The sequence below is a fragment of the Streptomyces venezuelae genome (genome assembly GCF_008642375.1).
Taxonomy (GTDB): Bacteria; Actinomycetota; Actinomycetes; order Streptomycetales; family Streptomycetaceae; genus Streptomyces; species Streptomyces venezuelae_G.
Genome location: NZ_CP029194.1, coordinates 5909336 through 5933775, shown reverse-complemented (window position 1 = coordinate 5933775; position 24440 = coordinate 5909336). Strand labels below are relative to the sequence as shown.

Genomic DNA, 24440 nt, shown 5'->3' with positions numbered 1-24440 from the left:
AGACATACATTAGCGCAAGCAGGGGGGTGCTCCGCCAATCGGTATCCCCAGGGCCTCCAGGGAAGGATCGCAGCCGTGCGGTACAAGCTGACGTTCGTCGTGGGCCTCGCCCTCGGTTACGTGATCGGCACACGGGCCGGACGCGAGCGCTACGAGCAGATGAAGAAGTCCGCGAGGGACTTCGCGCAGAACCCGGCCGTGCGCAACGCCGCCGAGTCCGCCGCCCAGACCGGGCGCCAGGTCGCGGGCAAGGCGATGCACGCCGTGGGCGACACGGTGGGCGACAGGCTGCCGTCGTCGGTGACCGACCGGGTCCACGCGCTGCGTGACCGCGGCCGGAGCAACGGACGCGTCGAGGACGACGACTGGGGCACCAGCAACACCTGATGCCACACCGCCCCCTTGTGCGGCAGAATCACGTCTCATGGGGATAGTCGCCGGACTCGACAGCTCTGCCGGATTCACACGCATCGTCGTCTGCGACGCGGACACGGGCGCCGTGCTGCGCCAGGGGTACGCCCCCCACCAGGGCGATCCGAAGGCTGCCGAGGTCGATCCGCAGACCTGGCTGCTCTCGCTCGGGGAGGCCGCCACCGGCGGGCTCCTGGAGGGTGTGCAGGCCATCGGCGTCTCCGCCCAGCAGCACGGGCTCGTGCCGCTGGACGCGCAGGGCGCCCTCGTGCGGCCCGCGCTCGTCGGGAACGACAAGCGGGCGCAGGTCGCCGCCGCCGATCTCGTCGAGTCGCTGGGCGGGCGCCAGGCGTGGGCCGAGGCCGTCGGCTGTGTGCCGAGCTCCGGGCAGCCGGTGGCCAAGCTGCGCTGGCTGGCCCGTACGGAGTCCGAGAACGCGCAGCGGGTCTCGATGGTCCTCCAGCCTCATGACTGGCTCGTCTGGCAGCTCCTCGGACGGCCCGCGCGGCGCACCACCGACCGCGGCGCCGCCTCCGGCACCGGTTACTGGTCGGCCCGCACCGGCGCCTACCGCCCCGATCTCGTCGAGCTCGCGCTCGGCCACCAGGCCGTGCTGCCCGAGGTCCTCGGCCCGGCCGAGGCCGCCGGCACCACCCCCGAGGGGCTCCTCATCTCCGCCGGTACGGGCGAGACGATGGCCGCCGCCCTCGGGCTCGGCCTCGGGCTCGGCGACGCGGTCGTCTCGCTCGGCGCCTCCGGGTCCGTGATGGCCGTGCACCACGAGGCCCTCGCCGACCCGAGCGGCATGATCACCTCCTTCGCCGACGCCGCCGGCATGCACCTGCCGGTCGTCTCCACCTCCAATGCCGTACGGGCGCTGCGCGGGACCGCCGAGATGCTGGGCCTGGACTCGCTCGACGAGCTCTCCGCGCTCGCGCTGAAGTCGACGCCCGGCGCCTCCGGGCTCGTCCTGCTGCCCTACCTGGAGGGCGAGCGGACCCCGAACCTGCCGCACTCCGCGGGCACGCTCAGCGGGCTGCGGCGCGAGTCGATGAAGCCCGAGCACCTCGCGCGGGCCGCGTTCGAGGGGATGCTCTGCGCGCTCACCGACGCCATGGACGTCCTGCGCGGGCGGGGCGTCGAGGTGCGGCGGGTCTTCCTGCTGGGCGCGGCGGCCGCGCTGCCGGCCGTGCAGGCGCTCGCGCCCGCGCTGTTCGGCGCGCAGGTCGTCGTCCCCCAGCCGGCCGACTACGCGGCGCTCGGTGCCGCCCGGCAGGCCGCCTGGGCCCTCGGGGTGGCCCGGGGCACCCTCTCGCCGTCCGCTCCCCCGGCCTGGCAGGGAGCCGCGGCGCAGGTCCTGGAGGCCGGCGTGGGGGTCCCCCCGACGGAGTCAGGGGGAGAGCTGGCGGTGGGGCAGGCCGTGCGGCAGCAGTACGTGGCCACCCGGGAGCAGATCCATCCCGGGGCGTTCGGTGCGTAGAGCAGGGGCCGAAACACTCTCTTCGTAAAGTCTTCGCCAGGGCTCGGGGCGCGCCCGTAAAACCGAGTCGTCCCGCACAGGGGGGCGGGCGATAGTAGGTCCCGTGCTCATAAGACTTCTCCGAACCCACCTCCGGCCCTACCGAAAACCCATCGCCCTGCTCGTCCTGCTCCAGTTCCTGCAGACCTGCGCGAGCCTCTACCTGCCGACCCTGAACGCCGACATCATCGACAACGGTGTCGTGAACGGGGACACCGGCTACATCCTGCGTTTCGGCGCGCTGATGGTCGGCGTCTCCGTCGTGCAGGTCGTGTGCAACATCGGCGCCGTCTACTACGGCGCGCGGACGGCTTCCGCGCTGGGCCGGGACGTCCGCGGCGCGATCTTCGACCGGGTGCAGTCCTTCTCCGCCCGGGAGCTCGGACACTTCGGCGCGCCCTCGCTGATCACCCGTACGACCAATGACGTGCAGCAGGTCCAGATGCTGGTCCTGATGGCGTTCACCCTGATGGTGTCGGCGCCGATCATGTGTGTCGGCGGCATCGTGATGGCCCTCGGCCAGGACGTGCCGCTGTCGGCCGTGCTGCTCGCGGTCGTGCCGGTCCTCGGTGTCTCCGTGACCCTGATCGTGCGGAGGATGCGGCCGCTCTTCCGGACGATGCAGGAGCGCCTCGACACCGTGAACCGGGTGCTGCGCGAGCAGATCACCGGCAACCGCGTCATCCGGGCCTTCGTGAAGGACGGGTACGAGGAGGAGCGCTTCCGCCGCGCCAACACCGATCTGACGGACGTGTCGATGGCGACCGGGCGGCTGATGGCGCTGATGTTCCCGGTCGTGATGACCGTCGTGAACGTCTCCAGCGTGGCCGTCGTCTGGTTCGGCGCGCACCGCATCGACAGCGGCGGGATGGAGATCGGCGCGCTGACCGCCTTCCTCGCCTATCTGATGCAGATCGTGATGGCCGTCATGATGGCCACCTTCATGTTCATGATGGTGCCGCGTGCCGAGGTGTGCGCCGAGCGCATCGAGGAGGTCCTCGCGACCGAGTCCAGCGTCGTACCGCCGGCCGAGCCGGTGACGGCCCTCGACCGGCGCGGGCACCTGGAGGTCAGGAGCGCGGACTTCCGGTACCCGGGCGCCGAGGAGTCGGTGCTGAAGGAGGTCGGGCTCGTCGCCCGGCCCGGGGAGACCACCGCGATCATCGGGTCCACCGGCAGCGGCAAGTCGACGCTGCTCGGGCTCGTGCCGCGGCTCTTCGATGCCACCGGCGGCGAGGTCCTCGTCGACGGTGTGGATGTGCGGAAGCTCGATCCCGCGCTGATGGCGAGGACCGTGAGCCTGGTGCCGCAGAAGCCGTACCTCTTCTCCGGGACGGTGGCGACGAACCTGCGGTACGGGAAGCCCGACGCGAGCGACGAGGAGCTCTGGCACGCCCTGGAGGTGGCCCAGGCCGCCGACTTCGTACGGAAGCTGGAGAACGGGCTGAACGCGCCGATCGCACAGGGCGGCACGAACGTCTCCGGCGGTCAGCGGCAGCGGCTCGCGATCGCGCGGACGCTGGTGCAGAAGCCGGAGATCTATCTCTTCGACGATTCGTTCTCGGCGCTCGACTACGAGACGGACGCCCTGCTGCGCGAGGCGCTCCGCCGGGAGACGGCGGACTCGACGGTGGTGATCGTCGCCCAGCGGGTGGCGACCATCCGGGACGCCGACCGGATCGTCGTCCTCGACGAGGGCCGGGTCGTCGGCACGGGCCGGCACGGGGAGCTGATGGCGCAGAACGAGACGTACCGGGAGATCGTGCTCTCCCAGCTGACCGAGGCGGAGGCAGCCTGATGGCCGGTCCTGGCGGACGCATGATGGCCGGTGGCGGCCCCGACCAGCGGTCGATGGACTTCAAGGGCTCGGGCAAGCGGCTGGTCAAGCAGCTGGCGCCCGAGCGCGCCACGCTCTGGGTGATGCTGCTCGCGATGGTGCTGTCGGTGGCGGCCTCCGTGGTCGGGCCGAAGATCCTCGGCAAGGCGACCGACCTCGTCTTCGCGGGTGTCGTCGGGCGGCAGACGGCCGAGGCCTCCTCGAAGGCGGACGCGATCGCGGGGCTCCGCGCGGCGGGCGACTCCGGCATGGCCGACATGCTGTCCGGGGTCGACTTCACCCCCGGGCAGGGCATCGACTTCGGCGAGGTCGGCGAGGTCCTGCTGTGGGTCCTCGCGATCTACGTGGCGGCGGGCCTGCTGATGCTGGTCTCCACCCGCCTGTCGATCAAGGTGATCAACCGGACGGTCTTCCGCATGCGGGAGGACGTCCAGACGAAGCTGGCGCGGCTGCCGCTGTCGTACTTCGACAAGGCGAAGCGCGGCGAGGTGCTGTCCCGGGCGACCAACGACATCGACAACATCTCGCAGACGCTCCAGCAGTCGATGGGCCAGCTGATCAACTCGCTGCTCACGATCGTCGGCGTCCTCGCGATGATGTTCTGGATCTCGCCGCTGCTCGCCCTGGTGGCCCTGGTGACGGTGCCGGTGTCGGTCTTCGTCGCGGCGAAGATCGGCAAGCGCTCGCAGCCGCACTTCGTACAGCAGTGGAAGTCCACGGGCACGCTCAACGCGCACGTCGAGGAGATGTACACCGGGCACAACCTGGTGAAGGTCTTCGGCCGGCAGGAGGAGTCCGCGAAGGACTTCCGCGAGCAGAACGAGGCGCTGTACGAGGCCGGCTTCAAGGCGCAGTTCAACAGCGGTGTGATGCAGCCGGTGATGTTCTTCGTCTCGAACATCAACTACGTCCTGGTGGCCGTCGTCGGCGGTCTGCGGGTGGCGAGCGGCACGCTCTCCATCGGTGACGTACAGGCCTTCATCCAGTACTCGCGCCAGTTCTCGATGCCGCTGACGCAGGTCGCGTCGATGGCGAACCTGGTGCAGTCGGGCGTGGCCTCGGCGGAGCGGATCTTCGAACTCCTCGACGCGGAGGAGCAGGAGCCGGACGCCCCGAGGAGCGAGCACCCGGCGGACCTCAAGGGCAAGGTCGCCCTGGAGGGCGTGTCCTTCCGCTACGAGGCGGACAAGCCGCTCATCGAGGACCTGTCGCTCACGGTGGAGCCGGGCCAGACGGTCGCGATCGTCGGCCCGACGGGCGCCGGCAAGACGACCCTGGTGAACCTGCTGATGCGGTTCTACGAGGTCACGGGCGGCCGGATCACGCTGGACGGGACGGACATCGCGAAGATGTCCCGCGAGGACCTGCGGAAGGGCATCGGCATGGTCCTCCAGGACACCTGGCTCTTCGGCGGCACCATCGCGGACAACATCGCCTACGGCACGACGCGGAAGGTGACCCGGGAGGAGATCGAGGAGGCGGCGCGGGCCGCGCACGCCGACCGCTTCGTCCGTACGCTCCCCGAGGGGTACGACACGGTCATCGACGACGACGGGGCCGGGGTCAGCGCGGGCGAGAAGCAGCTGATCACCATCGCCCGGGCGTTCCTGTCCGATCCGGTGATCCTGGTCCTCGACGAGGCCACCAGCTCGGTCGACACCCGCACCGAGGTGCTGATCCAGAAGGCGATGGCCCGACTGGCCCACGGGCGTACGTCGTTCGTGATCGCGCACCGGCTCTCCACGATCCGGGACGCGGACGTGATCCTGGTGATGGAGAGCGGCTCGATCGTCGAACAGGGCACGCACGAGGAGCTGTTGCTGTCCGGCGGGGCCTATGCCCGGCTGTACGCGGCGCAGTTCGCGCAGGCGGTGGCCGAGGTCGACTGACCCGGCCCTGACCGCGGTGTGACCCGTGCCGCATGATGTGCGGCACGGGTCACACAACCGAGAGTTCCTGGGTGCCTTCGGTCACCCTGTTGGTCGGCACCGGAAAGGCCGACATGGCGGCGCTGCTGCTCGGCGCGGACGGCCGGGTCCGCGGAGACGCGGACATGGTCTTCGAGGGGCAGCCCGTTCACCCGTCCGGCGCGGTACGGCACAAGGAGAAGTCGCTGGTCCTCGCGCTGCACGAGGTGGAGCCCGAGGTCGAGCGCATCGTGATCGCCGGTCCGGCGACGTCCGGCTCGCTGGCCGCCATGGCCCCGGACAGGGCAGTGGTCGTCGCCTGGCTGATCGCGCGTCCGGACGACGCGGAGGCCGTCGTGTACGGCGAGTTCTTCCGCGAGTCGGGCGGCTGGAAGTTCACCGGGATCGGCAAGGGGTACGCGTCCGGGCTCGCGGAGCTCGTCACGGCGTACGGGGTCGAGGTCGAGGCCGAGAAGGAAGCGGAGCAGCCGGTCGCGGCTCCTGCCAACGGGCCCGTCCCGCTGACCGGCGTGGCCAAGGCGCCGGGCCAGACGCCGAGTCGGTCACTGGCCCAGTCGCCGTGGCAGGCACTCGCGGCCCCAATCGCGCCCGCCCGAAAGGCCGGGGAAGCAGGCCGCACGCCCGCCCCGACGGCGTCGCCCGCCCCCACCACCGCGCCCGTCCCCACACCGTGGCCCGTCCCCGCACCGTCGCCCGTCCCCAGCGCGTACCCGCCCGTCGAGCGGCCGTACGAGCTCGTCGAGGGCTGGGAGTTCGGGCCGCTCTTCGAGCCCTTCACGGCCTCCGGCAAGGGCGGCGGGGTGGTCACCGCGGACGGCCGCGTCCCGCCCGGTCCCGTCCTGGTCGAGGCCGCGCACGAGGGCAAGGGCTATTTCGGCGTCTTTCCGCTGAACAAGTTCAACAAGGACGACGACCACGTCTTCAACACCACCCTCCCGCACTTCACGGGGAGTTCGGTCATCCGGGCCCCCGGGGACCGCTCTCTGCGGCTGCGCGTCGATGCGCGCAACCGCTGGGCCCTGCGCGTGAGCCCCATCGCCGCCGCCCGGCGTCTGACGGGCACGCTGCGCGGGTACGGCCCCGAGGCCCTGCTGTTCACGGGCGGCGCGGCCGACCTCCGGGTGCACTTCGAAGGCAAGGAGGACGGCAGCGGGTACGTCGGCATGTGGTGCCACGAGGTCGCCGGGCGCACGACTCTCCTGACCCACCCCGACCTGATCATGAATGCCACCGGTCCGCTGGTGCACACCGTCCCGATCCCGCCGGGGCCGCTGCTGCTGCTCTTCAGTGCGGACGGACCGTGGACGCTCACGGTGCGGGAGATCGACTAGGGCCTGTCCGGCGGACAGGCCCTAGTCCAGATAGCCGCGCAGCTGGTCCGCGTAGGCGTGGTCCCGCAGTTTGTTGAGGGTCTTGGACTCGATCTGGCGGATGCGTTCGCGCGTCACGCCGAAGATCCGTCCTATCTCCTCCAGGGTGCGGGGCCTGCCGTCGTCGAGGCCGTAGCGGAGCTGGACGACCTTCCGTTCTCGCTCGCCGAGGGTGGAGAGCACGTCCTCCAGGTGGCGGCGGAGCAGCAGGAAGGCGGCGGACTCGACGGGTGAGGCGGCGTCGCCGTCCTCGATGAGGTCGCCGAGCGCGACGTCCTCCTCCTCGCCGACGGGGGCGTGCAGGGAGACCGGTTCCTGGGCGAGGCGGAGGACCTCGCCGACCCGTTCGGGGGCCAGGTCGAGCTGGGCGGCGACCTCTTCGGCGGTGGGTTCGTAGCCCCGCTCCTGGAGCATGCGGCGCTGGACGCGGATGACCCGGTTGATGAGTTCGACGACGTGGACGGGGACGCGGATGGTCCGGGCCTGGTCGGCGAGGGCCCGGGACATGGCCTGGCGGATCCACCAGGTCGCGTACGTGGAGAACTTGTAGCCGCGCGCGTAGTCGAACTTCTCGACGGCCCGGATGAGGCCGAGGTTCCCCTCCTGGACGAGGTCGAGCATGGTGAGGCCGCGGCCGACGTACCGTTTGGCGACGGAGACGACGAGGCGGAGGTTGGCCTCGATGAGCTTGCGCTTGGCGATGCGGCCGAGGACCACGAGCCGGTCCAGGTCGCTCGCGAGGCGGCTGTCGAGGTCGGGGGTGGTGGCGAGTTTCTCCTCGGCGAAGAGTCCGGCCTCGACGCGCCGGGCCAGTTCGACCTCCTCCTCGGCGCTGAGGAGCGGGATGCGGCCGATCTCCCGGAGGTACTGGCGGAACAGGTCGGAGGAGGGTCCGTTGCCGCCGAGGTCGGTGCGGCGGCGCTGCGGCGGGACCTCCGGGGCCTCGGGGAGTCCGGCCGGCTCGTCCTGTTCGGTGGTCTGGATCTCGGTCTGCACGGCGGGCGACCTCCAGGAGGGGCGGAACGGCACCGTCATCCAGTGTGGGGTACGACACATCGCCGCCACGAGGGGCGTGCGGTGACTTTTTGAGTCCGGACCGTGACCGACGGTCAGAGTGCGTCGGCGCCGTTGTTCCGCAGGGACTGGCCGTACTGGGTGAGCACCCACAGTTCGTTCTGCACGGCCGCGAGCTGTTCCGGGTCGCCGTGGGCGCCGAGCCGGGCCAGGGTGCCCTGGACGTCGCGGATGCGGCGGTCGACGGCGCGGAGCCGGACCTGGACGAGCTGGGCGCCGGCGTAGACCTCGTCGATCGTCTTGGCGAAGATCGTCTCGACGGCGAGTTCGGTGACGAGGGCGCGGACGGTGTCGTTGGGGGCGGCCTCGCGGACGGTGTCGAGGTAGTCGGAGGGTGCGCCGGTGGCGCCGCCGGCGTCCTGGACGCACTGGCGGACGGCCGCGTAGGGCGGGGCGGTGAACTCGTCGATGCCGTACGCGTCGAAGGCCGGCGAGACCAGTTCGGGGCGCTGGAGGGCGAGCTTGAGGAGCTCGCGCTCGGTGCGGTGGGCGGGGCTGCGCAGGTTGAGCGCGGGCCCGGAGGGTGCGGCCGACGGGGCCGGGGTGTCGTAGCCGCGCTGCGCGGGCTGCTGCTGCGCGGGGCCCTTGCCGCCGCGGTCGCGGGCCCAGCGGGCGAGCTGGGCGACGCGCTTGACGACGAACTGGGTGTCGAGGATGCCGAGCATGCCGGCGAGCTGGACGGCGACCTCGTGCTGGGCGCCGATGTTCTTGATGCGGGCGACGACGGGGGCGGCCTCGTCGAGTGCGGCGGCGCGGCCGGCCGGGGTCTCCAGGTCGTACCGCTTCACGATCTGGCGGAGCGCGAACTCGAAGAGCGGGGTACGCGGCTCGGCGAGTTCGGCGACGGCCGCGTCGCCCTTGGCGAGCCGCAGCTCGCAGGGGTCCATGCCGTCGGGGGCGATGGCGATGTACGTCTCGGCGGCGAACTTCTGGTCGTCCTCGAAGGCGCGCAGGGCGGCCTTCTGGCCGGCGGCGTCGCCGTCGAAGGTGAAGATGACGCGGGCCGAGCCGTTGTCCATCAGGAGGCGGCGGAGGATCTTGATGTGGTCGCCGCCGAAGGCGGTGCCGCAGGTGGCGATGGCGGTGGTGACGCCGGCGAGGTGGCAGGCCATGACGTCGGTGTAGCCCTCGACGACGACGGCCCGGCTGACCTTGGCGATGTCCTTCTTGGCCAGGTCGATGCCGTAGAGCACCTGGGACTTCTTGTAGATCGGCGTCTCGGGCGTGTTGAGGTACTTGGGGCCGTTGTCGTCGTCGCGGAGCTTGCGCGCGCCGAAGCCGACGACGTCGCCGCCGACGTCCCTGATGGGCCACATGAGGCGGCCGCGGAAGCGGTCGATGGGGCCGCGGCGGCCGTCCTGGGAGAGGCCGGAGAGGATCAGTTCCTTGTCGGAGAAGCCCTTGCCGCGCAGGAAGCGGGTGAGGTGGTCCCAGCCGGCCGGCGAGTAGCCGACGCCGAAGTGGGCGGCGGCGGCCTGGTCGAAGCCGCGCTCGGCGAGGAACTTGCGGCCGATCTCGGCCTCGGGCGAGTCGAGTTGGTCGATGTAGAACTGGGTGGCGACCTTGTGCGCCTCGACCAGGCGGATGCGCTCCCCGCGCTGGTGGCCGGGGTTGTAGCCGCCTTCCTCGTACCGCAGGGTGATGCCCGCCTTCGCGGCGAGTCGCTCGACCGTCTCCGAGAAGGAGAGGTGGTCGATCTTCATCACGAAGGCGATGGTGTCGCCGCCCTCCTGGCAGCCGAAGCAGTGGAACAGTCCCTTGCTGGGGCTGACCTGGAAGGAGGGCGACTTCTCGTCGTGGAAGGGGCAGAGGCCTTTGAGGTTTCCGCCGCCCGCGTTGCGCAGCTGGAGGTACTCGGACACGACGGCGTCGATCGGGACCGCGTCCCGTACCGCCTTCACGTCGTCTTCGTTGATCCTGCCTGCCACGCATGAAGTGTACGGGGATCCGGGGGTCGCCCCCCGGGGGAATGTCGGCGTCGGGGGCGGGCGGGTTACCCGACCAGGCTCTCCAGGGGTACGGAGGGGTCGGCGAGGGCCTGGGGGTCCACGGCCGCCCGGGAACGGATGAGCTGCTGGATCGGCTCTGTGACGTCCCACACATTCACGTTCATGCCCGCGAGGACCCGGCCCTCCTTCAGCCAGAAGGCGATGAACTCGCGCTTGCCGGTGTCGCCGCGGACCACGACCTGGTCATAGGTGCCGGGGGGCGCCCAGCCGGAGTACTCCATGCCCAGGTCGTACTGGTCGGAGAAGAAGTAGGGCACCCGGTCGTAGGAGACGAGCTGCCCGAGCATGGCGCGGGCGGCGGCCGGGCCGCCGTTGAGGGCGTTGGCCCAGTGCTCGACGCGGAGCCGGGTGTGGAGCGACGGGTGGTGGGCGGCGGCCACGTCCCCCGCGGCGTAGATGTCGGGGTCGGAGGTGCGCAGCGACTCGTCGACGGCGATGCCGCCGCCATCGGCCCGGTCGACGAGGGCGAGCCCCGAGTTCTCGGCGAGGGCGGTACGGGGCGCGGCGCCGATCGCGGCGAGCACGGCGTGCGCGGGGTGCTCCTCACCGTCGTCGGTGCGGACGGCGAGGACCATGCCGTCCTGGCCGACGATCTCGGTGAGCTTCACACCGAAGTGGAAGCGGACGCCGTGGTCGCTGTGGAGGTCGGCGAAGAGCTGGCCGAGCTCGGGGCCGAGGACGCGGTGGAGCGGGGTGGGCTCGTACTCGACGACGGTGACCTCGGCGCCGTAGCCGCGGGCTGCGGCGGCGACCTCCAGGCCGATCCAGCCGGCGCCGGCGATCACCAGGTGGCCGTTGTCCCGGCCGAGGGAGGCGAGGACCTGGCGGAGCCGGTCGGCGTGGGCGAGCCGGCGCAGGTGGTGGACGCCGGCGAGTTCGGTGCCGGGGACGTCGAGGCGGCGCGGCTCGGCGCCGGTGGCGAGGAGCAGCTTGTCGTAGCGGATGACGGTGCCGTCGCCGAGGCGGACCGTGCGGGCCTCGCGGTCGACGGCGGTGACGGACTGGTTGAGGTGGAGCTCGATGTCGTGCGCCGCGTACCAGGCGGCCTCGTGGACGAAGACCGAGTCCCGCTCCTTGGCACCCGTGAGGTAGCCCTTGGAGAGGGGTGGGCGCTCGTAGGGGTGGTCGCGCTCGTCGCCGATGAGGATCACCCGGCCGTTGAACCCCTCGGAGCGCAGTGTCTCCGCCGCCTTGGCCCCTGCCAGTCCTCCGCCGACGATGACAAAGGTCTGATCTGCGTCGACCACGTCGATTCCTCCTCGTTGCGACCGGTTCCAACCTACGCCCCCCGGCGTTCGTCCGGCCGTACCGCCTCGGGGCGTGCATGCGAGCGTCCCGCACGGAGCCGGGTGACGGAAGAGGACCCGGCGAGACACTCCCTACGCGTGGTGGGGGCGGAGCCGGTGGTGGAGGGCCCGGGCGGAGGCGTCGGTGAGGTTGGCGATCTGGTCGACGATGACGCGCTTGCGGGCCCGGTCGTCGCGCGCGGCGTCGAAGGCGGCGCGGAACTGCGGTTCGAGGCCGTCGGGGGCGCGGGCGACGAGGGCCTCGGCGAGCTCGGCGACGACGACGCGCTGGTCGGCGCGGAGGACCTCCTGCTCGGCGCGCTGCATGACGTACCGGTCGGCGACGGCCTTGAGGACGGCGCATTCGTTGCGCGTGCCGCGGGGGACGACGAGCTCGACGCCGTAGCGGGTGAGGGGTCCTGATCCGAAGGCCTCGCGGGTGGCGCTCTCGGCGGCGAGGCAGAAGCGGCCGATGAGCTGGCTGGTGGCGTCCTTGAGGCGGGCCTGGGCGACGGCCGAGCCGTCGTAGCCGTGGGGCCACCACTCCTGGTCGACGAGCCGGTCGAGGGCTTCGGCGAGCTCCTGCGGGTCGGTGTCCTCGGGAACGTACCGCCCGATGGCGACGGTCCAGATGTCGGCGCGCTCGGGCTCGGCGAACAGCATGTTGGGGTCGATGTGTCCGGCGTGCAGGCCGTCCTCGAAGTCGTGGACCGAGTAGGCCACGTCGTCGGACCAGTCCATGACCTGGGCCTCGAAGCACTTGCGGTGGGTGGGGGCGCCCTCCCGGATCCATTCGAAGACGGGGAGGTCGTCCTCGTACACGCCGAACTTGGGCGAGCCGGGGTCGGTGGGGTGGCCGGCGCGCGGCCAGGGGTACTTGGTGGCGGCGTCGAGGGCGGCGCGGGTGAGGTTGAGGCCGACGCTGACGAGCTCCCCGTCGGCGTCCTTCACGAAGCGCTTGGGCTCGATGCGGGTGAGGAGGCGGAGCGACTGGGCGTTGCCCTCGAAGCCGCCGCAGTCCTTGGCGACGTCGTTGAGCGCCTGCTCGCCGTTGTGCCCGAAGGGCGGGTGGCCCATGTCGTGGGAGAGGCAGGCGGCCTCGACGAGGTCGGGGTCGCAGCCGAGGGCGGCGCCGAGCTCGCGGCCGACCTGGGCGCACTCCAGGGAGTGGGTGAGCCGGGTGCGGGGGCTGGCGTCCCAGGCGTGGCTGCGGGTGCCGGGGGTGACGACCTGGGTCTTGCCGGCGAGCCTGCGCAGTGCGGCGGAGTGCAGCACGCGGGCGCGGTCGCGCTGGAAGGCGGTGCGGCCGGGGCGTTTGTCGGGCTCGGCGGCCCAGCGCTCGGTCGCGGCGGAGTCGTAGCCGGGAGTGTCGGTGAGGTCGGTGATGCCCGTGCCGTCCTTGGTGTCTGCGCTGTCTGCGATGCCTTCCATGCCTCGACGGTAACCGGAGGGACCGACAGAAGTGCTCAGATGGCGGCGAGTTCCCGCACGGGGGTGGTGGTGCGGGCCGTGCGGGCCTGTTCGTAGCGGTGGAGGACCAGGCGGGCGAGGGCGGGGTGGGCGCCGAGCGGGGCGGCGGCGAGCCAGGGGGCGTGGGCGGCGGCGCGGGTCGCGAAGAGGCCGGGGGCGGTGAAGCAGGAGGCGACGGCCACGCGGTGGCGGCCCCGGGCGGCGAGGGCGCTGACGGCGTCGAGGACGGTGGGGGCGGCGGCGGAGGCGTAGGCGGGGACGACGGGGACCCCGCCGAGCCGCTCGCCGAGGAGGGCGGCGATCCGGCGGATCTCGGCGCCGGACCGGGGGTCGCGGGAGCCGGCGGAGGCGAGGACGACGCCGGTGGCGCGGGAGGCGCCGTCCCGGGCGGTCCAGCCGGCCTCGGTGAGCCGGCCGGCGAGGGCCTCGACGAGGAGGGGGTGCGCGCCGAGCGGCTCGGCGATCCGGGCCCGGAGGGCGGGTACGGCGGCGAGGGCGGCTGGCAGGTCGTGGGTGACGTGGTGGCCGGGGGCGAAGAGCAGGGGTACGAGGACGGCGTCCCGGCCTTCGGCGGCGAGGTCCGCGAGGGTGTCGTCGAGCAGCGGGGCGTTCAGTTCTATGTGGGCGAGGCGCACGTCGAGCCCGGGGCGGAGCTCGCGGACCCGTTCGAGGAGTCGGCCGAGGGTGGCCCGGGCGCGGGGGTCGCGGCTGCCGTGGCCGACGGCGACGAGGGTGGGTGCGGGGGCGGACATGGCCGGGGCGGCGGTGGCGAGCCTCGTGCGGCGCCGTCCGGCGAGGGTGGGGACGTTCATGGGCGGGCGTGCCTCCTCGTCGTGCTTCCGCTGCCGACGGCCGTCCGGATGCACCTGGGCGAGCCGCTCCGCGAGCTGCTCGGTGATCCTCCCGAGCAGCCCGGCGGCGCTGTCGAACGTGCTGTCCGGATCCGTCATGCACCGATCCTGAGGGCGCGAGGTTGCCTGCCCGTTGCGCGGGGGTCACGACTGTTTTCCGTGACCTCACGGGCGTGCTCGCGGCGCTGTCAGACCGCCGTCCTCGCCGGACTCCACACGTACCGGACGTCCGGCTCGCGTTCCTCGTTGCGCTGCCCGTCGGTGCGCTCGGCGGCGACGAAGCCGTGCCGTTCGTAGAAGCGGCACGCCGGGGCGTTGACCTGGAACGTCCACAGCGTCAGCCCGGCCGGACGGCTCTGCTTGGCCACCTCCACGAGCCGGTCGCCGATGCCCTGGCCGCGCCACGGCGGGTCGACGTAGAGCTGGTCCAGGTCTTCGTCGTCCAGGACCATCATGGCGACGACCGTGCCTTCGACCGTCGCCACCCATGTCTCGTGGTGCGGCACGACGATCTCCCGGAGCCAGTACCGGACCTCGTCGTCCGTGTGCGCGCGGCGCACGCTCGGGAGCGCGGCCGTGTACGAGCGCAGCCAGACGTCGGCCACCGCGGCGGCATCGGAGTCGGCCGCACGGCGGATGTCAACGTTCTCGATCTTCACGACTCGGAATCGTACGGACCCGCGCACCTACCCCTCCCCTCTTTTTTCATTCCGAATCACGGAATATCTTTTCCACTATGAGAATGTCCCCGCCCTCTCTCCCCCGCCGCACCGCCGCCGAGTTCATCGGCACCGCCTCGCTCGTCGCCGTCATCGTCGGCTCCGGCATCCGCGCCGACTCCCTCAGCCAGGACATCGGCGTCCGCCTGCTCGCCAACGCCGCCGCCTCCGCCCTCGGCCTCGGTCTGCTCATCGCCCTCATCGGCCCGCTCTCCGGGGCCCACTTCAACCCCGTCGTGACCCTCTCGGAGTGGTGGTCCCGTCGCCACGAGCGCGGCGGGCGCGAAGCCCTCGCCTACATCGGCGCCCAGCTCGCCGGGGCCGTCACCGGCGCCCTGCTCGCCGAGGCGATGTTCGGCCGGGCCCCCGGCGCCTGGGCCACCGAGCCCCGCGGGGCGCTCCACCTCCTCCTCGGCGAGGCCGTCGCCACCGCCGGGCTCGTCCTCGTCGTGCAAGGACTGCGCCACATCGGCCGCCCCGGGCTCGCCCCGGTCGCCGTCGCCGGATACATCGGGGCGGCGATCTGGTTCACCTCCTCCGGCTCCTTCGCCAACCCGGCCGCCACCCTCGGCCGCTCCTTCTCCGACTCCTTCACCGGGATCGCCCCCGGCTCGGTGCCCGCCTTCGCCGCCGCCCAGCTCCTCGGCATGGTCATCGGCCTGGTCCTCTCCGGTGTGCTGTACGGAACACTCCGGGCGTCCGGCGAACCGAACGGCGCCGAAGCGCGTCGGACGGGGTGACAGACCGCCACCGGTCCACACCCCCAGGAGGTTTCCGCATGACGGCACGGCTCACCCGGCTGATACCCCGCACCACCCGGGCGCGCCGCCGGACCGTCCAGGCCGTCATGCTGGGAGCGGTCCTCGCGCTCACCCCGATGACCTGGATGCACACCGCCGCCGCCGGGAAGCTCCGTACCACCGCCGACGTGCCCGCCCGGGACGTCGCCGTCGTGTTCGGCGCCGGGCTGTGGAAGGGGCGCCCCACCCCGTATCTCGCGCACCGGCTCGACACGGCCGCCGAGCTGTACCGCGAGGGCAGGGTCCGGGTCCTGCTCGTCACCGGCGACAACAGCAGGACCGCGTACGACGAGCCCAGCGCCATGCGCACCTACCTCACCGAGCGCGGGGTGCCCGACGGGCGGATCGTCAGCGACTACGCGGGCTTCGACACCTGGGACTCCTGCGTCCGGGCCAAGAAGGTCTTCGGCGTCGACCGGGCCGTCCTCGTCACCCAGGACTTCCACATCAAGCGGGCCGTCGCGCTGTGCGGGCGGGCGGGCGTCGACGCGTACGGCGTCGGGGTCGCCGAACCCCGCGACGGCACCTGGTACTACGGCACCACCCGGGAGCTCTTCGCGGCGGGCAAGGCCGCCCTCGACGCGGGCCTGCGCCCCGATCCGCAGTTCCTCGGGCCGGAGGAGACCGGCGTCACCGAGGCCCTCGCCTCACCTCGGCACCTGCCGTGAGCTGAGCGGAGAGCACCGCGCCCGTAATACGGGGCGCCGCCCCGCGTAACACGCCTGACCCACGCTGGCGGCATGTCCGACGCCACCGCCGTCCCGACCCACTGCCCCTACTGCGCCCTGCAGTGCGGCATGTCGCTCCGCCCCACCGGCGCCCCGGAGCTGCCCGCCGAGGTGGTCGAGCGGACCGACTTCCCCGTCAACCGGGGCGCCCTGTGCGGCAAGGGCCGCACCGCTCCCTCCGTACTCTCCTCCCGGGTCCGGCTCACCGAGCCCCTGGTCCGATGCCCTGACACGGGGGATCTGCGGCCCGCGACCTGGGAGGAGGCGCTCGCCGCCGTCGCCGACGGACTGCACAGGACCCGCGCCGACCACGGTGCCGATGCCGTGGGGGTCTTCGGCGGCGGCGGGCTCACCAACGAGAAGGCGTACACGCTGGGAAAGTTCGCCCGGCTCGTGCTCGGCACCTCGCAGATCGACTACAACGGCCGCTTCTGCATGTCGTCCGCCGCCGCCGCGCACCAGCGGGCCTTCGGCCTCGACCGGGGACTCCCCTTCCCCCTGGACGACATCCCGAGGACCGGGTGCGTGATCCTCGTCGGCTCCAACCTCGCCGAGACCATGCCGCCCGCCCTGCGCTACCTCACCGAGCTGCGGGAGAACGGCGGGAAGCTGATCGTCGTCGACCCGCGCCGCACCCGCACCGCCGAGCAGGCCGACCTCCACCTCGCGCCCCGCCCCGGGACCGACCTCGCGCTCGCCCTCGGCATGCTCCACCTCGTCGTCGCCGAAGGACGCGTGGACGAGGAGTTCGTGGCGGCTCGCACCGACGGCTGGGCGGCGGCCCGGGCCGGGGCCATGTCCCACTGGCCCGAGCAGGTCGAGCGGATCACCGGTGTGTCCGTACCCGAGCTCCGCGAGGCCGTCGCGATGTTCTGCGACGCCGGCAGCGGCATGGTGCTGACCGCGCGCGGCCCCGAGCAGCAGTCCAAGGGCACGGACACCGTCGGCGCCTGGATCAACCTCTGCCTCGCCACCGGCAGGGCGGGCCGGCCGCTGAGCGGCTACGGCTGCCTCACCGGCCAGGGCAACGGCCAGGGCGGCCGCGAGCACGGCCAGAAGGCCGACCAGCTGCCCGGCTACCGCAAGCTCGACGACCCGGCCGCCCGCGCGCACGTCGCCGGGGTGTGGGGCGTCGACCCCGATACGCTGCCGGGGCCGGGGCGCAGCGCGTACGAACTCCTCGACGCGCTCGGCGGCGACGTGAAGGCCCTGCTCCTCATGGGCTCCAACCCGGTCGTCTCCGCGCCGCACGCCGCGCACGTCGAGGGGCGGCTGCGCTCGCTCGACTTCCTCGCCGTCGCCGACGTCGTCCTCTCCGAGACCGCCGCGCTCGCCGACGTCGTCCTGCCCGTCACCCAGTGGGCAGAGGAGACCGGCACCATGACCAACCTGGAGGGCAGGGTGCTGTTGCGGCGCCGCGCCCTCACCCCGCCGGAGGGCGTACGCAGCGACCTGGAGGTGCTGCACGGGCTCGCCGGGCTGCTCGGCTGGGAGAAGGGCTTCCCGACGGATGCCGAGGAGGTCTTCGAGGAGCTGCGGCGGGCCTCCGCCGGCGGCCCCGCCGACTACGCGGGCATCGACTACCGGCGCATCGAGGAGGAGCAGGGCGTCTTCTGGCCCTGCCCCGACGAGGAGCACGCCGGTACGCCCCGGCTCTTCCTCGACCGGTTCGCGACGCCCGACGGGCGGGCCCGGTTCGTGCCGGTGGTGCACCGGGCGGCGGCGGAGGAGACCGACGCCGAGTACCCGGTCGTCCTCACCACGGGCCGGGTCGTGTCCCAGTACCAGTCGGGCGCGCAGACCCGGCGGGTCGCCGAGCTGAACGCGGCGGCGCCCGGCCCCTTCGTCGAGCTGCACCCGCGGCTCGCCGAGCGGCTCGGGGTGGCCGAGGGCGAGCGGCTCGCGGTGGTCTCGCGGCGGGGCCGCGCCGTCGCCCCGGCCCGGATCACGACGGCGATCCGGCCGGACACCGTCTTCATGCCGTTCCACTGGGCGGGCGAGGGCCGGGCGAACACGCTCGTGAACCCGGCGCTCGACCCGGTCTCCCGGATGCCCGAGTTCAAGGTGTGCGCGGTGCGTCTGGAGCGGGACGGCTAGGGGGCCTGTCCGGCGGATCAGGGCCGGATAGGGCGCGGGGTCTGGCACGGTGCATCGCAAGGCGCCGGAGCGCCCTCATGGCGGAGCTATGGGGGCGTTTCGGCAACGCGGCGAGGTGCCGTGCCAGACCCCGCGACCCCGGCCATGATCCGCCGGACAGGCCCTGAACCAGTCACCGGTGGGGATGAGCGGGCCGAGCGCCGTCCCGGGGGCCGCGAGGTAGGTCCAGGCCCGGACGGTCCCGCCGTCGCGGAGCCGGACCGCCTCGACGACGGCCCGCTCGTACCCGGCGTCGCCCTCCATCCGGTCCAGCGCCCCGAGCAGTTCGCCGTACGCGTCGGGCGCCGCCGTCACGAGGGTCCCCTCGACCGTGCCCTCCCCCGGCACCGCGTACGGGTAGCCGGGGCCGTCGTGGAGGAGGGCGCCCGGGAGCCGGGCCGCCTCCTCGGCGGCCGTCCGGCCGAGGAGGAGCCGGTCGTGGTTGTACGCGCCGGGGCGCAGTGTCCCGTACACGAAGAACGGCAGGGGTATGAGGCCGGCCGGTGCGGTCACGGGTGCGCCACCTCCCTGCCGAGCCACGCCAGGTAGGCGGAGGAGGCCCGGACGACGGGGGTGGCGATGATCTCCGGCGTCTCGTAGTCGTGGGCGGCGAGGATGTGGGCCTCCAGGTCCTCGTAGCGGGCCTCGGTGGTCTTGAACACCACCTGCCACTCCTCGGCGGTCTCGATGGCCCGCTGCCAGTGGTAGACGGAGGTGACGGGACCGGAGACCTGGGCGCAGGCGGCGAGCCGCGCCTCGACGGCGCCGCGCGCGAGCGTCTCGGCCTTCTCGGGGCTGTCGGTGGTCGTGAGGACGGTGAGGGCGAGAGTGGTCACGCCCTCACCGTACTGAGCCTTCACGCTCCGGCGAACTGGGCTTCGTACAGCCGGGCGTACGCGCCGCCGGCGGCGAGCAGTTCCTCGTGGGTGCCCTGCTCGGCGATGGACCCGCTGTCCATGACCAGGATCGTGTCCGCGTCCCGGATCGTGGAGAGCCGGTGGGCGACGACGAAGCTGGTGCGGCCCGCGCGGAGGGACGACATGGCCTGCTGGACGAGGAGCTCGGTGCGGGTGTCGACGGAGCTGGTGGCCTCGTCGAGGACGAGGATCACCGGCTCGGAGAGGAACGCCCTGGCGAGGGTGACCAGCTGCTTCTCGCCGGCGCTGAGGCCTCCCCCGTCCTCGTCGAGGACCGTGTCGTACCCGTCGGGGAGGGTCCGGACGAAGCGGTCGGCGTGCGCGGCCCTGGCGGCCTCCACGATCCGCTCCCGGGAGACCTCGCCGGGCAGGCCGTAGGCGATGTTGTCGGCGATGGTGCCGCCGAAGAGCCAGGTGTCCTGGAGGACCATGCCGATCCCGGCCCGCAGCTCCTCGCGGGACATCTTCGCGATGTCCGTGCCGTCCAGGGTGATCCGGCCGCCGGTGACCTCGTGGAACCGCATGAGGAGGTTGACGAGGGTCGTCTTGCCGGCGCCCGTCGGGCCGACGATCGCGACCGTCCTGCCCGGTTCGACCGTGAGCGACAGGTCCTCGACGAGCGGCTTGTCGGGCTCGTAGCGGAAGGCGACCTTCTCGAAGGAGACCCGGCCCCTGACCTGGGCGGGGCGCTCGGGCTCCGCCGGGTCCGCGGACTCCTCGTCGGCGTCGAGGAGGTCGAAGACCCGCTCGGCGGAGGCCACTCCGGACTGGAGGAGGTTGGCCATGGCGGCGACCTGGTTGATCGGGCCGTTGAACTCGTACGAGTACTGGATGAAGGCCTGCACGTCGCCGACGGTGAGGGTGCCGCTCGCCACCCGCAGGCCGCCGACGACCGCGAGGACGACGTAGTTGAGGTTGCCGACCAGGGTCAGCGCGGGCTGGATGAAGCCGGACACGAACTGGGCGCGGAAGCTCGCCCGGTACAGCTCCTCGCCGAGCTCGTCGAAGCGGTCCACGGCCTCGGCGCGGCGGCCGAAGGCGACGACCTCGGTGTGGCCGGTGATCATCTCCTCGACGTGGCTGCCGAGCCGCCCGGTGACCGCCCACTGCTTCACGAACTGCGGCTGGGCGCGCTTTCCGACGAAGGTGGCGACGGCGACCGAGACGGGCACGGAGGCCAGGGCGACGAGGGCGAGCAGCGGGGAGATCCAGAACATCATCGCGAGGACGCCGATGAGGGTGAGCAGGGCGCGGACCATCTGGCTGAAGGCCTGCTGGAGGGTCTGGGTGATGTTGTCGATGTCGTTCGTGGTGCGGGAGAGGACCTCGCCGCGCGGCTGCCGGTCGAAGTACGTGAGGGGCAGCCGCGCCAGCTTGTGCTGGGCCTGCTCGCGCAGGCGCCGGCCGGCCCGCTGGACGACGGTGGTGGCGATCCGCAGCTGGACCCAGGTGAAGAGGGACGAGCCGGCGACGACCACGACGGAGAGGGCGAGGAGCCGGCCGACGGCCGCGAAGTCGACCCCGGCCGGGCCGGTGGCGCCGGTGACGACGAGGTCGGTGGCGCGGCCGAGGAGCAGGGGGCTGAGGACGCCGAGGGTGACGGCGGTGGCGCCGACGGCGAGGACGGCGATCAGGCTGGCCCGGTCGGGGGCGAGGGTGCGCAGGAGGCGGAGGCCGGAGGCGCGGAAGGCCAGGGAGCGTTCGAGGGCGGGGGTGGACAGGCCGGGGCCGGGGGTGCGCTCCTTGGCCGGGGGGCCGCTGCGGGCGGGGGCGGTGGGGATCGGGGCGGTGCTCCGGTGGGCCGGGCGGTCGGAGACCGCGCCGTCGGGGCGGGGCGGTCGGGGCCGTCGTTCTCGTGCCGGGTCTCCGTGGCCGTACTCATGCGGCTTCCTCCTCGGTGAGCTGGGAGAGGACGATCTCCCGGTAGGTGGCGCTGTCCCGCATGAGGGACTCGTGGGTGCCGGTGCCGGCGGTCCGGCCCCGGTCGAGGACGACGATCCGGTCGGCGTGCCGGATGGTGGAGACCCGCTGGGCGACGATCACCACGGTCGCGTCGGCCGTCTCCCGGCGGAGCGCCTCGCGGAGCCGGGCGTCGGTGCGGGCGTCGAGGGCGGAGAAGGAGTCGTCGAAGAGGTAGAGGCGGGGGCGGGCGACGAGGACCCGGGCGATGGCGAGCCGCTGCCGCTGGCCGCCGGAGAAGTTGCCGCCGCCCTGGGTGACCGGGGCGTCCAGGCCGTCGTCGAGGGCCCGGACGAAGTCGGCGGCCTGGGCGGTCTCCAGGGCGTGCCAGAGCTCCTCGTCGGTCGCGTCGGGCTTTCCGTACCGCAGGTTCGAGGCCACCGTCCCCGAGAAGAGGTAGGGCTTCTGGGAGACGAGGCCGACGGTCCTGGCCATCAGGGCGGGGTCGAGCGCGCGGACGTCCACGCCGTCGACGAGGACCTCGCCGTCGGTGGCGTCGAAGAGCCGGGGCACGAGGCCGAGGAGCGTCGACTTGCCGCTGCCGGTGGAGCCGATGATCGCGGTGGTCTCCCCGGGGCGGGCGACGAGGTCGACGTCCTTGAGGACCGGCTCCTCGGCGCCCGGGTACCGGAAGTCGACGCCCGTGAGGTCGAGGCGTCCGGGTCCCCTGAGGACGCGGACGGGGTCGGCCGGCGGGGTGACGGAGAGCGGGGTGTCGAGGACCTCGCGGATGCGCTCGGCGCCGACCTCGGCGCGCGGCATGTGCATGAGGAGGAAGAGGACCATCATCACGGACATGGCGGTCTGGAGCAGGTAGCCGAGGAAGGCGACGAGCCCGCCGGGCTGGAGGGCGCCGCTGTCGATGCGGTGGGCGCCGACGTAGACGAGGAGGACGGCCGTCGCCTCCCAGACGATGAGCACCGTCGGGAACATGAGCGCCTGGAGCCGGCCGGCCCGGAGCCCGACGGCGAGGAGTTCGTCGTTGGCGGCGCCGAACCGTTCCCGCTCGTGGCGGTCGCGGACGAAGGCGCGGACCACGCGGACTCCGGTGATCTGTTCGCGCAGCACGCGGTTGACCCGGTCGACGCGCTCCTGCATGCCCCGGAAGAGGGGCCGCATCCGCAGGACGACGGTGCCGACGGCACCGGTCATGACGGGCACGAAGAGGAGCAGGACGAGGGCGAGCGGCACGTCCTGGCGCAGCGCCATGGCGAGTCCGCCGACGCACAGCAGGGGCGCGGAGACCAGCATCGTCAGGACGAGGACGGTGAACGTCTGGACCTGCTGGACGTCGTTGGTCGTACGGGTGATGAGGGAGGCGGTGCCGAAGCGGCCCCGCTCCTGGGCGGAGAAGTCCTGGACGCGGCGGAAGACCTCGGAGCGCAGGTCGCGGGCGACTCCCATGGCGATCCTGGCGCCGGTGTAGGTGGCGGCGGCGGCCGCCGCGGCCTGGAGGAGGGTGACGCCGAGCATCGTGGCGCCGCCGCCGAGGACACGATCGGTGTCCCCGCGGAGGACGCCCTCGTCGATGACTCCGGCGTTGAGGGCGGGCAGGGCGAGCGAGGCTAAGGACTGGACGAGCTGGAGCAGGACGAGGAGGACGAGGAGGGCCCGGTACGGCCTGAGGCGGGGAGCGAGGAGTCTCAGCAGCATGGTGACGGTCCCTCACGCGGCGTAGGGGCGGACGGACTTGGCTTCCTTGAGCGCGAGCGCCCACCAGGCGAGCTGGTCGAGGAGGACCTTGACCGCGCCCTCGGCGCCGGCGGGGTCCTTGTGCCGCCCCTCGTCGTCGAAGAGCCCCCAGGCGGAGTGGAAGGAGACGGAGTCGCGGACGGTGACGGCGTGCACCTCGGCGAAGATCTGGCGGAGCTGCTCGACGGCCCGCAGGCCGCCGGAGATGCCGCCGTAGGAGACAAAGCCGACGGGCTTGGCCTGCCATTCGGTGAAGTGCCAGTCGATGAGGTTCTTGAGGGCGGCGGGGAAGGAGTGGTTGTACTCGGGGGTGAGGACGACGAAGGCGTCGGCCTCGGCCAGCACCGGGGAGACCTTGGCGAGTTCGGCGCGGACGGCCGGGGAGGGGTTACGGGAGAGGGAGGTGGGGAGGTCGGTCTCGGCGAGGTCGACGACCGTCACGGCGAAGTCCTCGCGCTCGGCGAACCGGGTGCGGAGCCAGTCGGTGATGACGGGGGCGAAGCGGCCTTCGCGGTCGCTCGCGACGATCAGGGCGAGGCTCAGCGGGGCGGCCTGGGCAGAAGGAACGGCGGGCGAGGTGGAGTTCGTGAGGTCCATGCCGATGATCGTGCTACCTCAAGCTTGGTTGAGGTCAAGCGCCGATTCCGGGGACTTCCCGAAAGGCCTTTCCCGGCACGTACGGTGAAGGCATGACCACCGCGCACGTTCCCCCCACCCCGCCCGCCCACGTCGAGATCGACGGAGTCCCGGCGGGCGACCCCGGGCTCCTCACGACCCTCATGAGCGGCTTCGGCCACTTCACGGCGATGCAGGTGCGGGACGGGCGCGTGAAGGGACTCGGCCGCCACCTCGAACGGCTCGACCTCGCCACCCGCGAGCTCTTCGGGGAGGAGCTGCCCGGGGACCGGGTCCGCGCGCTGCTCACCGGTGCCGTGACGGCCGCCGGACTGCGGGACTCCTCGGCCCGGGTGTACGTGTACGACGGCGTCCGCGTCGCGGTCGTCGTTCGCGAGGCCGCCCCGGACGGGCCCGGTGCGCCGCAGCGCCTGAGGAGCGTCGACTACCTGCGCCCCGCCGCGCACCTCAAGCACCTGGGCGGCTTCGGCCAGAGCTACCACGGCGAGGCGGCCCGGCGGGACGGCTACGACGAGGCGCTGCTGACCTCCTCGACCGGCGAGATCGCCGAGGGTGCGGTCACCAACATCGCCTTCTGGGACGGCACTTCGGTCGTCTGGCCGTCGGCGCCCTGCCTGACGGGCATCACGATGGCCCTCCTCGAAGGCCCGCTCGGCTCGGTGCGGCGACGGGTGACGCTCGCGGACCTGGGCGCGTACCGCGCGGCCTTCGTGACGAACTCCCGCGGGATCGCGCCGGTTTCGGGGATCGACGCGGTCGACTTCGCCGTGGACGAGGAGCTGATGGAGCGGGTCCACGCGGCGTACGGGTCGGTGGAGTGGGAGGCGCTCTAGCCGCGGTCGGGGTTCGGTCCGGGCCCGGTCCGGGGACCGGTCCGGGGCTCGGTACGTGGCGGGCTCCGGGCTCGGTGCGTGGCGGGCTCCGGGCGCGGCCCGGGCACTGTGCATGGAGGCCCCTCCAGGAGATCACCCGAACGGCCGCCCCCGGGGAGGCCGGGCGGACCGCCAGGACGCCGCACGCCCGCCCGGAGGCACCCCAGGGGGTGCGACACGCCGGGTCACCCGTTCGGCACGGGTCGTCAGCTGACGCGACGAAACC

Annotated in this window: 20 protein-coding genes; 9 read left to right on the top strand and 11 right to left on the bottom strand. The window is 72.7% G+C overall.

Features of this window, described 5'->3' with window-relative positions:
* Nucleotides 1-75: 75 nt before the first annotated feature.
* The 5 genes from DEJ46_RS27200 to DEJ46_RS27180 all read left to right on the top strand — a co-directional run bounded on the left by DEJ46_RS27200 (nucleotide 76) and on the right by DEJ46_RS27180 (nucleotide 7026).
* Entirely contained in the window at nucleotides 76-387 is a 312-nt protein-coding gene (locus DEJ46_RS27200) for a YtxH domain-containing protein (protein ID WP_150270488.1), read from the top strand.
* Nucleotides 388-424: 37 nt separating this feature from the next.
* Nucleotides 425-1891, top strand: a complete 1467-nt coding sequence (locus tag DEJ46_RS27195; RefSeq protein ID WP_150270486.1) for an FGGY family carbohydrate kinase — start codon at nucleotides 425-427, stop codon at nucleotides 1889-1891.
* A 103-nt stretch (nucleotides 1892-1994) separates the two neighbouring features.
* On the top strand, nucleotides 1995-3728 hold the full coding sequence (locus DEJ46_RS27190; protein WP_150270484.1) for an ABC transporter ATP-binding protein: 1734 nt from the start codon (nucleotides 1995-1997) through the stop codon (nucleotides 3726-3728).
* On the top strand, nucleotides 3728-5656 hold the full coding sequence (locus tag DEJ46_RS27185; RefSeq protein ID WP_150270482.1) for an ABC transporter ATP-binding protein: 1929 nt from the start codon (nucleotides 3728-3730) through the stop codon (nucleotides 5654-5656). The genes DEJ46_RS27190 and DEJ46_RS27185 overlap by 1 nt, the downstream gene beginning before the upstream one ends.
* 71 nt (nucleotides 5657-5727) lie before the next feature.
* Nucleotides 5728-7026: a TerD family protein gene (locus DEJ46_RS27180; protein WP_223835119.1), complete on the top strand. Its 1299-nt coding sequence runs from the start codon at nucleotides 5728-5730 to the stop codon at nucleotides 7024-7026.
* Between the two features lie 21 nt (nucleotides 7027-7047).
* On the opposite strand, the gene DEJ46_RS27175 is transcribed toward DEJ46_RS27180, so the two are convergent.
* The 6 genes from DEJ46_RS27175 to DEJ46_RS27150 form a co-directional block, all read right to left on the bottom strand.
* Nucleotides 7048-8100, bottom strand: coding sequence for an RNA polymerase sigma factor (locus DEJ46_RS27175; RefSeq protein WP_411757787.1), 1053 nt, complete (start codon nucleotides 8098-8100; stop codon nucleotides 7048-7050).
* Nucleotides 8101-8174: 74 nt separating this feature from the next.
* Nucleotides 8175-10067 carry a DNA primase gene (dnaG, locus tag DEJ46_RS27170; RefSeq protein ID WP_150270480.1) on the bottom strand — a complete coding sequence of 631 codons (1893 nt, stop codon included), beginning with the start codon at nucleotides 10065-10067 and terminating at the stop codon, nucleotides 8175-8177.
* 65 nt (nucleotides 10068-10132) lie between these two features.
* Nucleotides 10133-11395 carry an NAD(P)/FAD-dependent oxidoreductase gene (locus tag DEJ46_RS27165; protein WP_150270478.1) on the bottom strand — a complete coding sequence of 421 codons (1263 nt, stop codon included), beginning with the start codon at nucleotides 11393-11395 and terminating at the stop codon, nucleotides 10133-10135.
* 132 nt (nucleotides 11396-11527) lie between these two features.
* Nucleotides 11528-12865 carry a deoxyguanosinetriphosphate triphosphohydrolase gene (locus tag DEJ46_RS27160; RefSeq protein ID WP_223835110.1) on the bottom strand — a complete coding sequence of 446 codons (1338 nt, stop codon included), beginning with the start codon at nucleotides 12863-12865 and terminating at the stop codon, nucleotides 11528-11530.
* 35 nt (nucleotides 12866-12900) lie between these two features.
* Nucleotides 12901-13854: a sirohydrochlorin chelatase gene (locus tag DEJ46_RS27155; protein WP_190622910.1), complete on the bottom strand. Its 954-nt coding sequence runs from the start codon at nucleotides 13852-13854 to the stop codon at nucleotides 12901-12903.
* Nucleotides 13855-13943: 89 nt separating this feature from the next.
* Nucleotides 13944-14414: a GNAT family N-acetyltransferase gene (locus DEJ46_RS27150; RefSeq protein WP_150270476.1), complete on the bottom strand. Its 471-nt coding sequence runs from the start codon at nucleotides 14412-14414 to the stop codon at nucleotides 13944-13946.
* A gap of 77 nt (nucleotides 14415-14491) precedes the next feature.
* On the opposite strand from DEJ46_RS27150, the gene DEJ46_RS27145 reads away from it, so the two are divergent.
* The 3 genes from DEJ46_RS27145 (at nucleotide 14492) to DEJ46_RS27135 (ending at nucleotide 18099) form a co-directional block, all read left to right on the top strand.
* Nucleotides 14492-15214, top strand: a complete 723-nt coding sequence (locus tag DEJ46_RS27145) for an aquaporin (protein ID WP_150270474.1) — start codon at nucleotides 14492-14494, stop codon at nucleotides 15212-15214.
* A 38-nt stretch (nucleotides 15215-15252) separates the two neighbouring features.
* On the top strand, nucleotides 15253-15942 hold the full coding sequence (locus DEJ46_RS27140; protein ID WP_150270472.1) for a vancomycin high temperature exclusion protein: 690 nt from the start codon (nucleotides 15253-15255) through the stop codon (nucleotides 15940-15942).
* Between the two features lie 72 nt (nucleotides 15943-16014).
* Nucleotides 16015-18099 carry a molybdopterin oxidoreductase family protein gene (locus DEJ46_RS27135; RefSeq protein WP_150270470.1) on the top strand — a complete coding sequence of 695 codons (2085 nt, stop codon included), beginning with the start codon at nucleotides 16015-16017 and terminating at the stop codon, nucleotides 18097-18099.
* Nucleotides 18100-18174: 75 nt separating this feature from the next.
* On the opposite strand, the gene DEJ46_RS27125 is transcribed toward DEJ46_RS27135, so the two are convergent.
* The 5 genes from DEJ46_RS27125 to DEJ46_RS27105 all read right to left on the bottom strand — a co-directional run bounded on the left by DEJ46_RS27125 (nucleotide 18175) and on the right by DEJ46_RS27105 (nucleotide 23303).
* A complete protein-coding gene (locus DEJ46_RS27125) occupies nucleotides 18175-18630 on the bottom strand; it encodes a gamma-glutamylcyclotransferase family protein (RefSeq protein WP_150274804.1) in 456 nt (151 codons plus the stop codon).
* A gap of 17 nt (nucleotides 18631-18647) precedes the next feature.
* Complete coding sequence (gene cutA, locus DEJ46_RS27120; protein ID WP_150270468.1) at nucleotides 18648-18974, bottom strand: divalent-cation tolerance protein CutA; 327 nt, start codon at nucleotides 18972-18974, stop codon at nucleotides 18648-18650.
* 20 nt (nucleotides 18975-18994) lie between these two features.
* The gene (locus tag DEJ46_RS27115) at nucleotides 18995-20776 is read right to left on the bottom strand and encodes an ABC transporter ATP-binding protein (RefSeq protein WP_223835503.1); all 1782 of its coding nucleotides are present in this window, start codon (nucleotides 20774-20776) and stop codon (nucleotides 18995-18997) included.
* A 157-nt stretch (nucleotides 20777-20933) separates the two neighbouring features.
* Nucleotides 20934-22667, bottom strand: coding sequence for an ABC transporter ATP-binding protein (locus tag DEJ46_RS27110; protein WP_150270464.1), 1734 nt, complete (start codon nucleotides 22665-22667; stop codon nucleotides 20934-20936).
* 12 nt (nucleotides 22668-22679) lie between these two features.
* Nucleotides 22680-23303 (bottom strand): NADPH-dependent FMN reductase, encoded by a 624-nt coding sequence (locus tag DEJ46_RS27105; RefSeq protein ID WP_150270462.1) that lies wholly within the window; start codon nucleotides 23301-23303, stop codon nucleotides 22680-22682.
* 92 nt (nucleotides 23304-23395) lie between these two features.
* On the opposite strand from DEJ46_RS27105, the gene DEJ46_RS27100 reads away from it, so the two are divergent.
* Entirely contained in the window at nucleotides 23396-24175 is a 780-nt protein-coding gene (locus tag DEJ46_RS27100) for an aminotransferase class IV (protein WP_150270460.1), read from the top strand.
* Nucleotides 24176-24440: the final 265 nt, after the last annotated feature.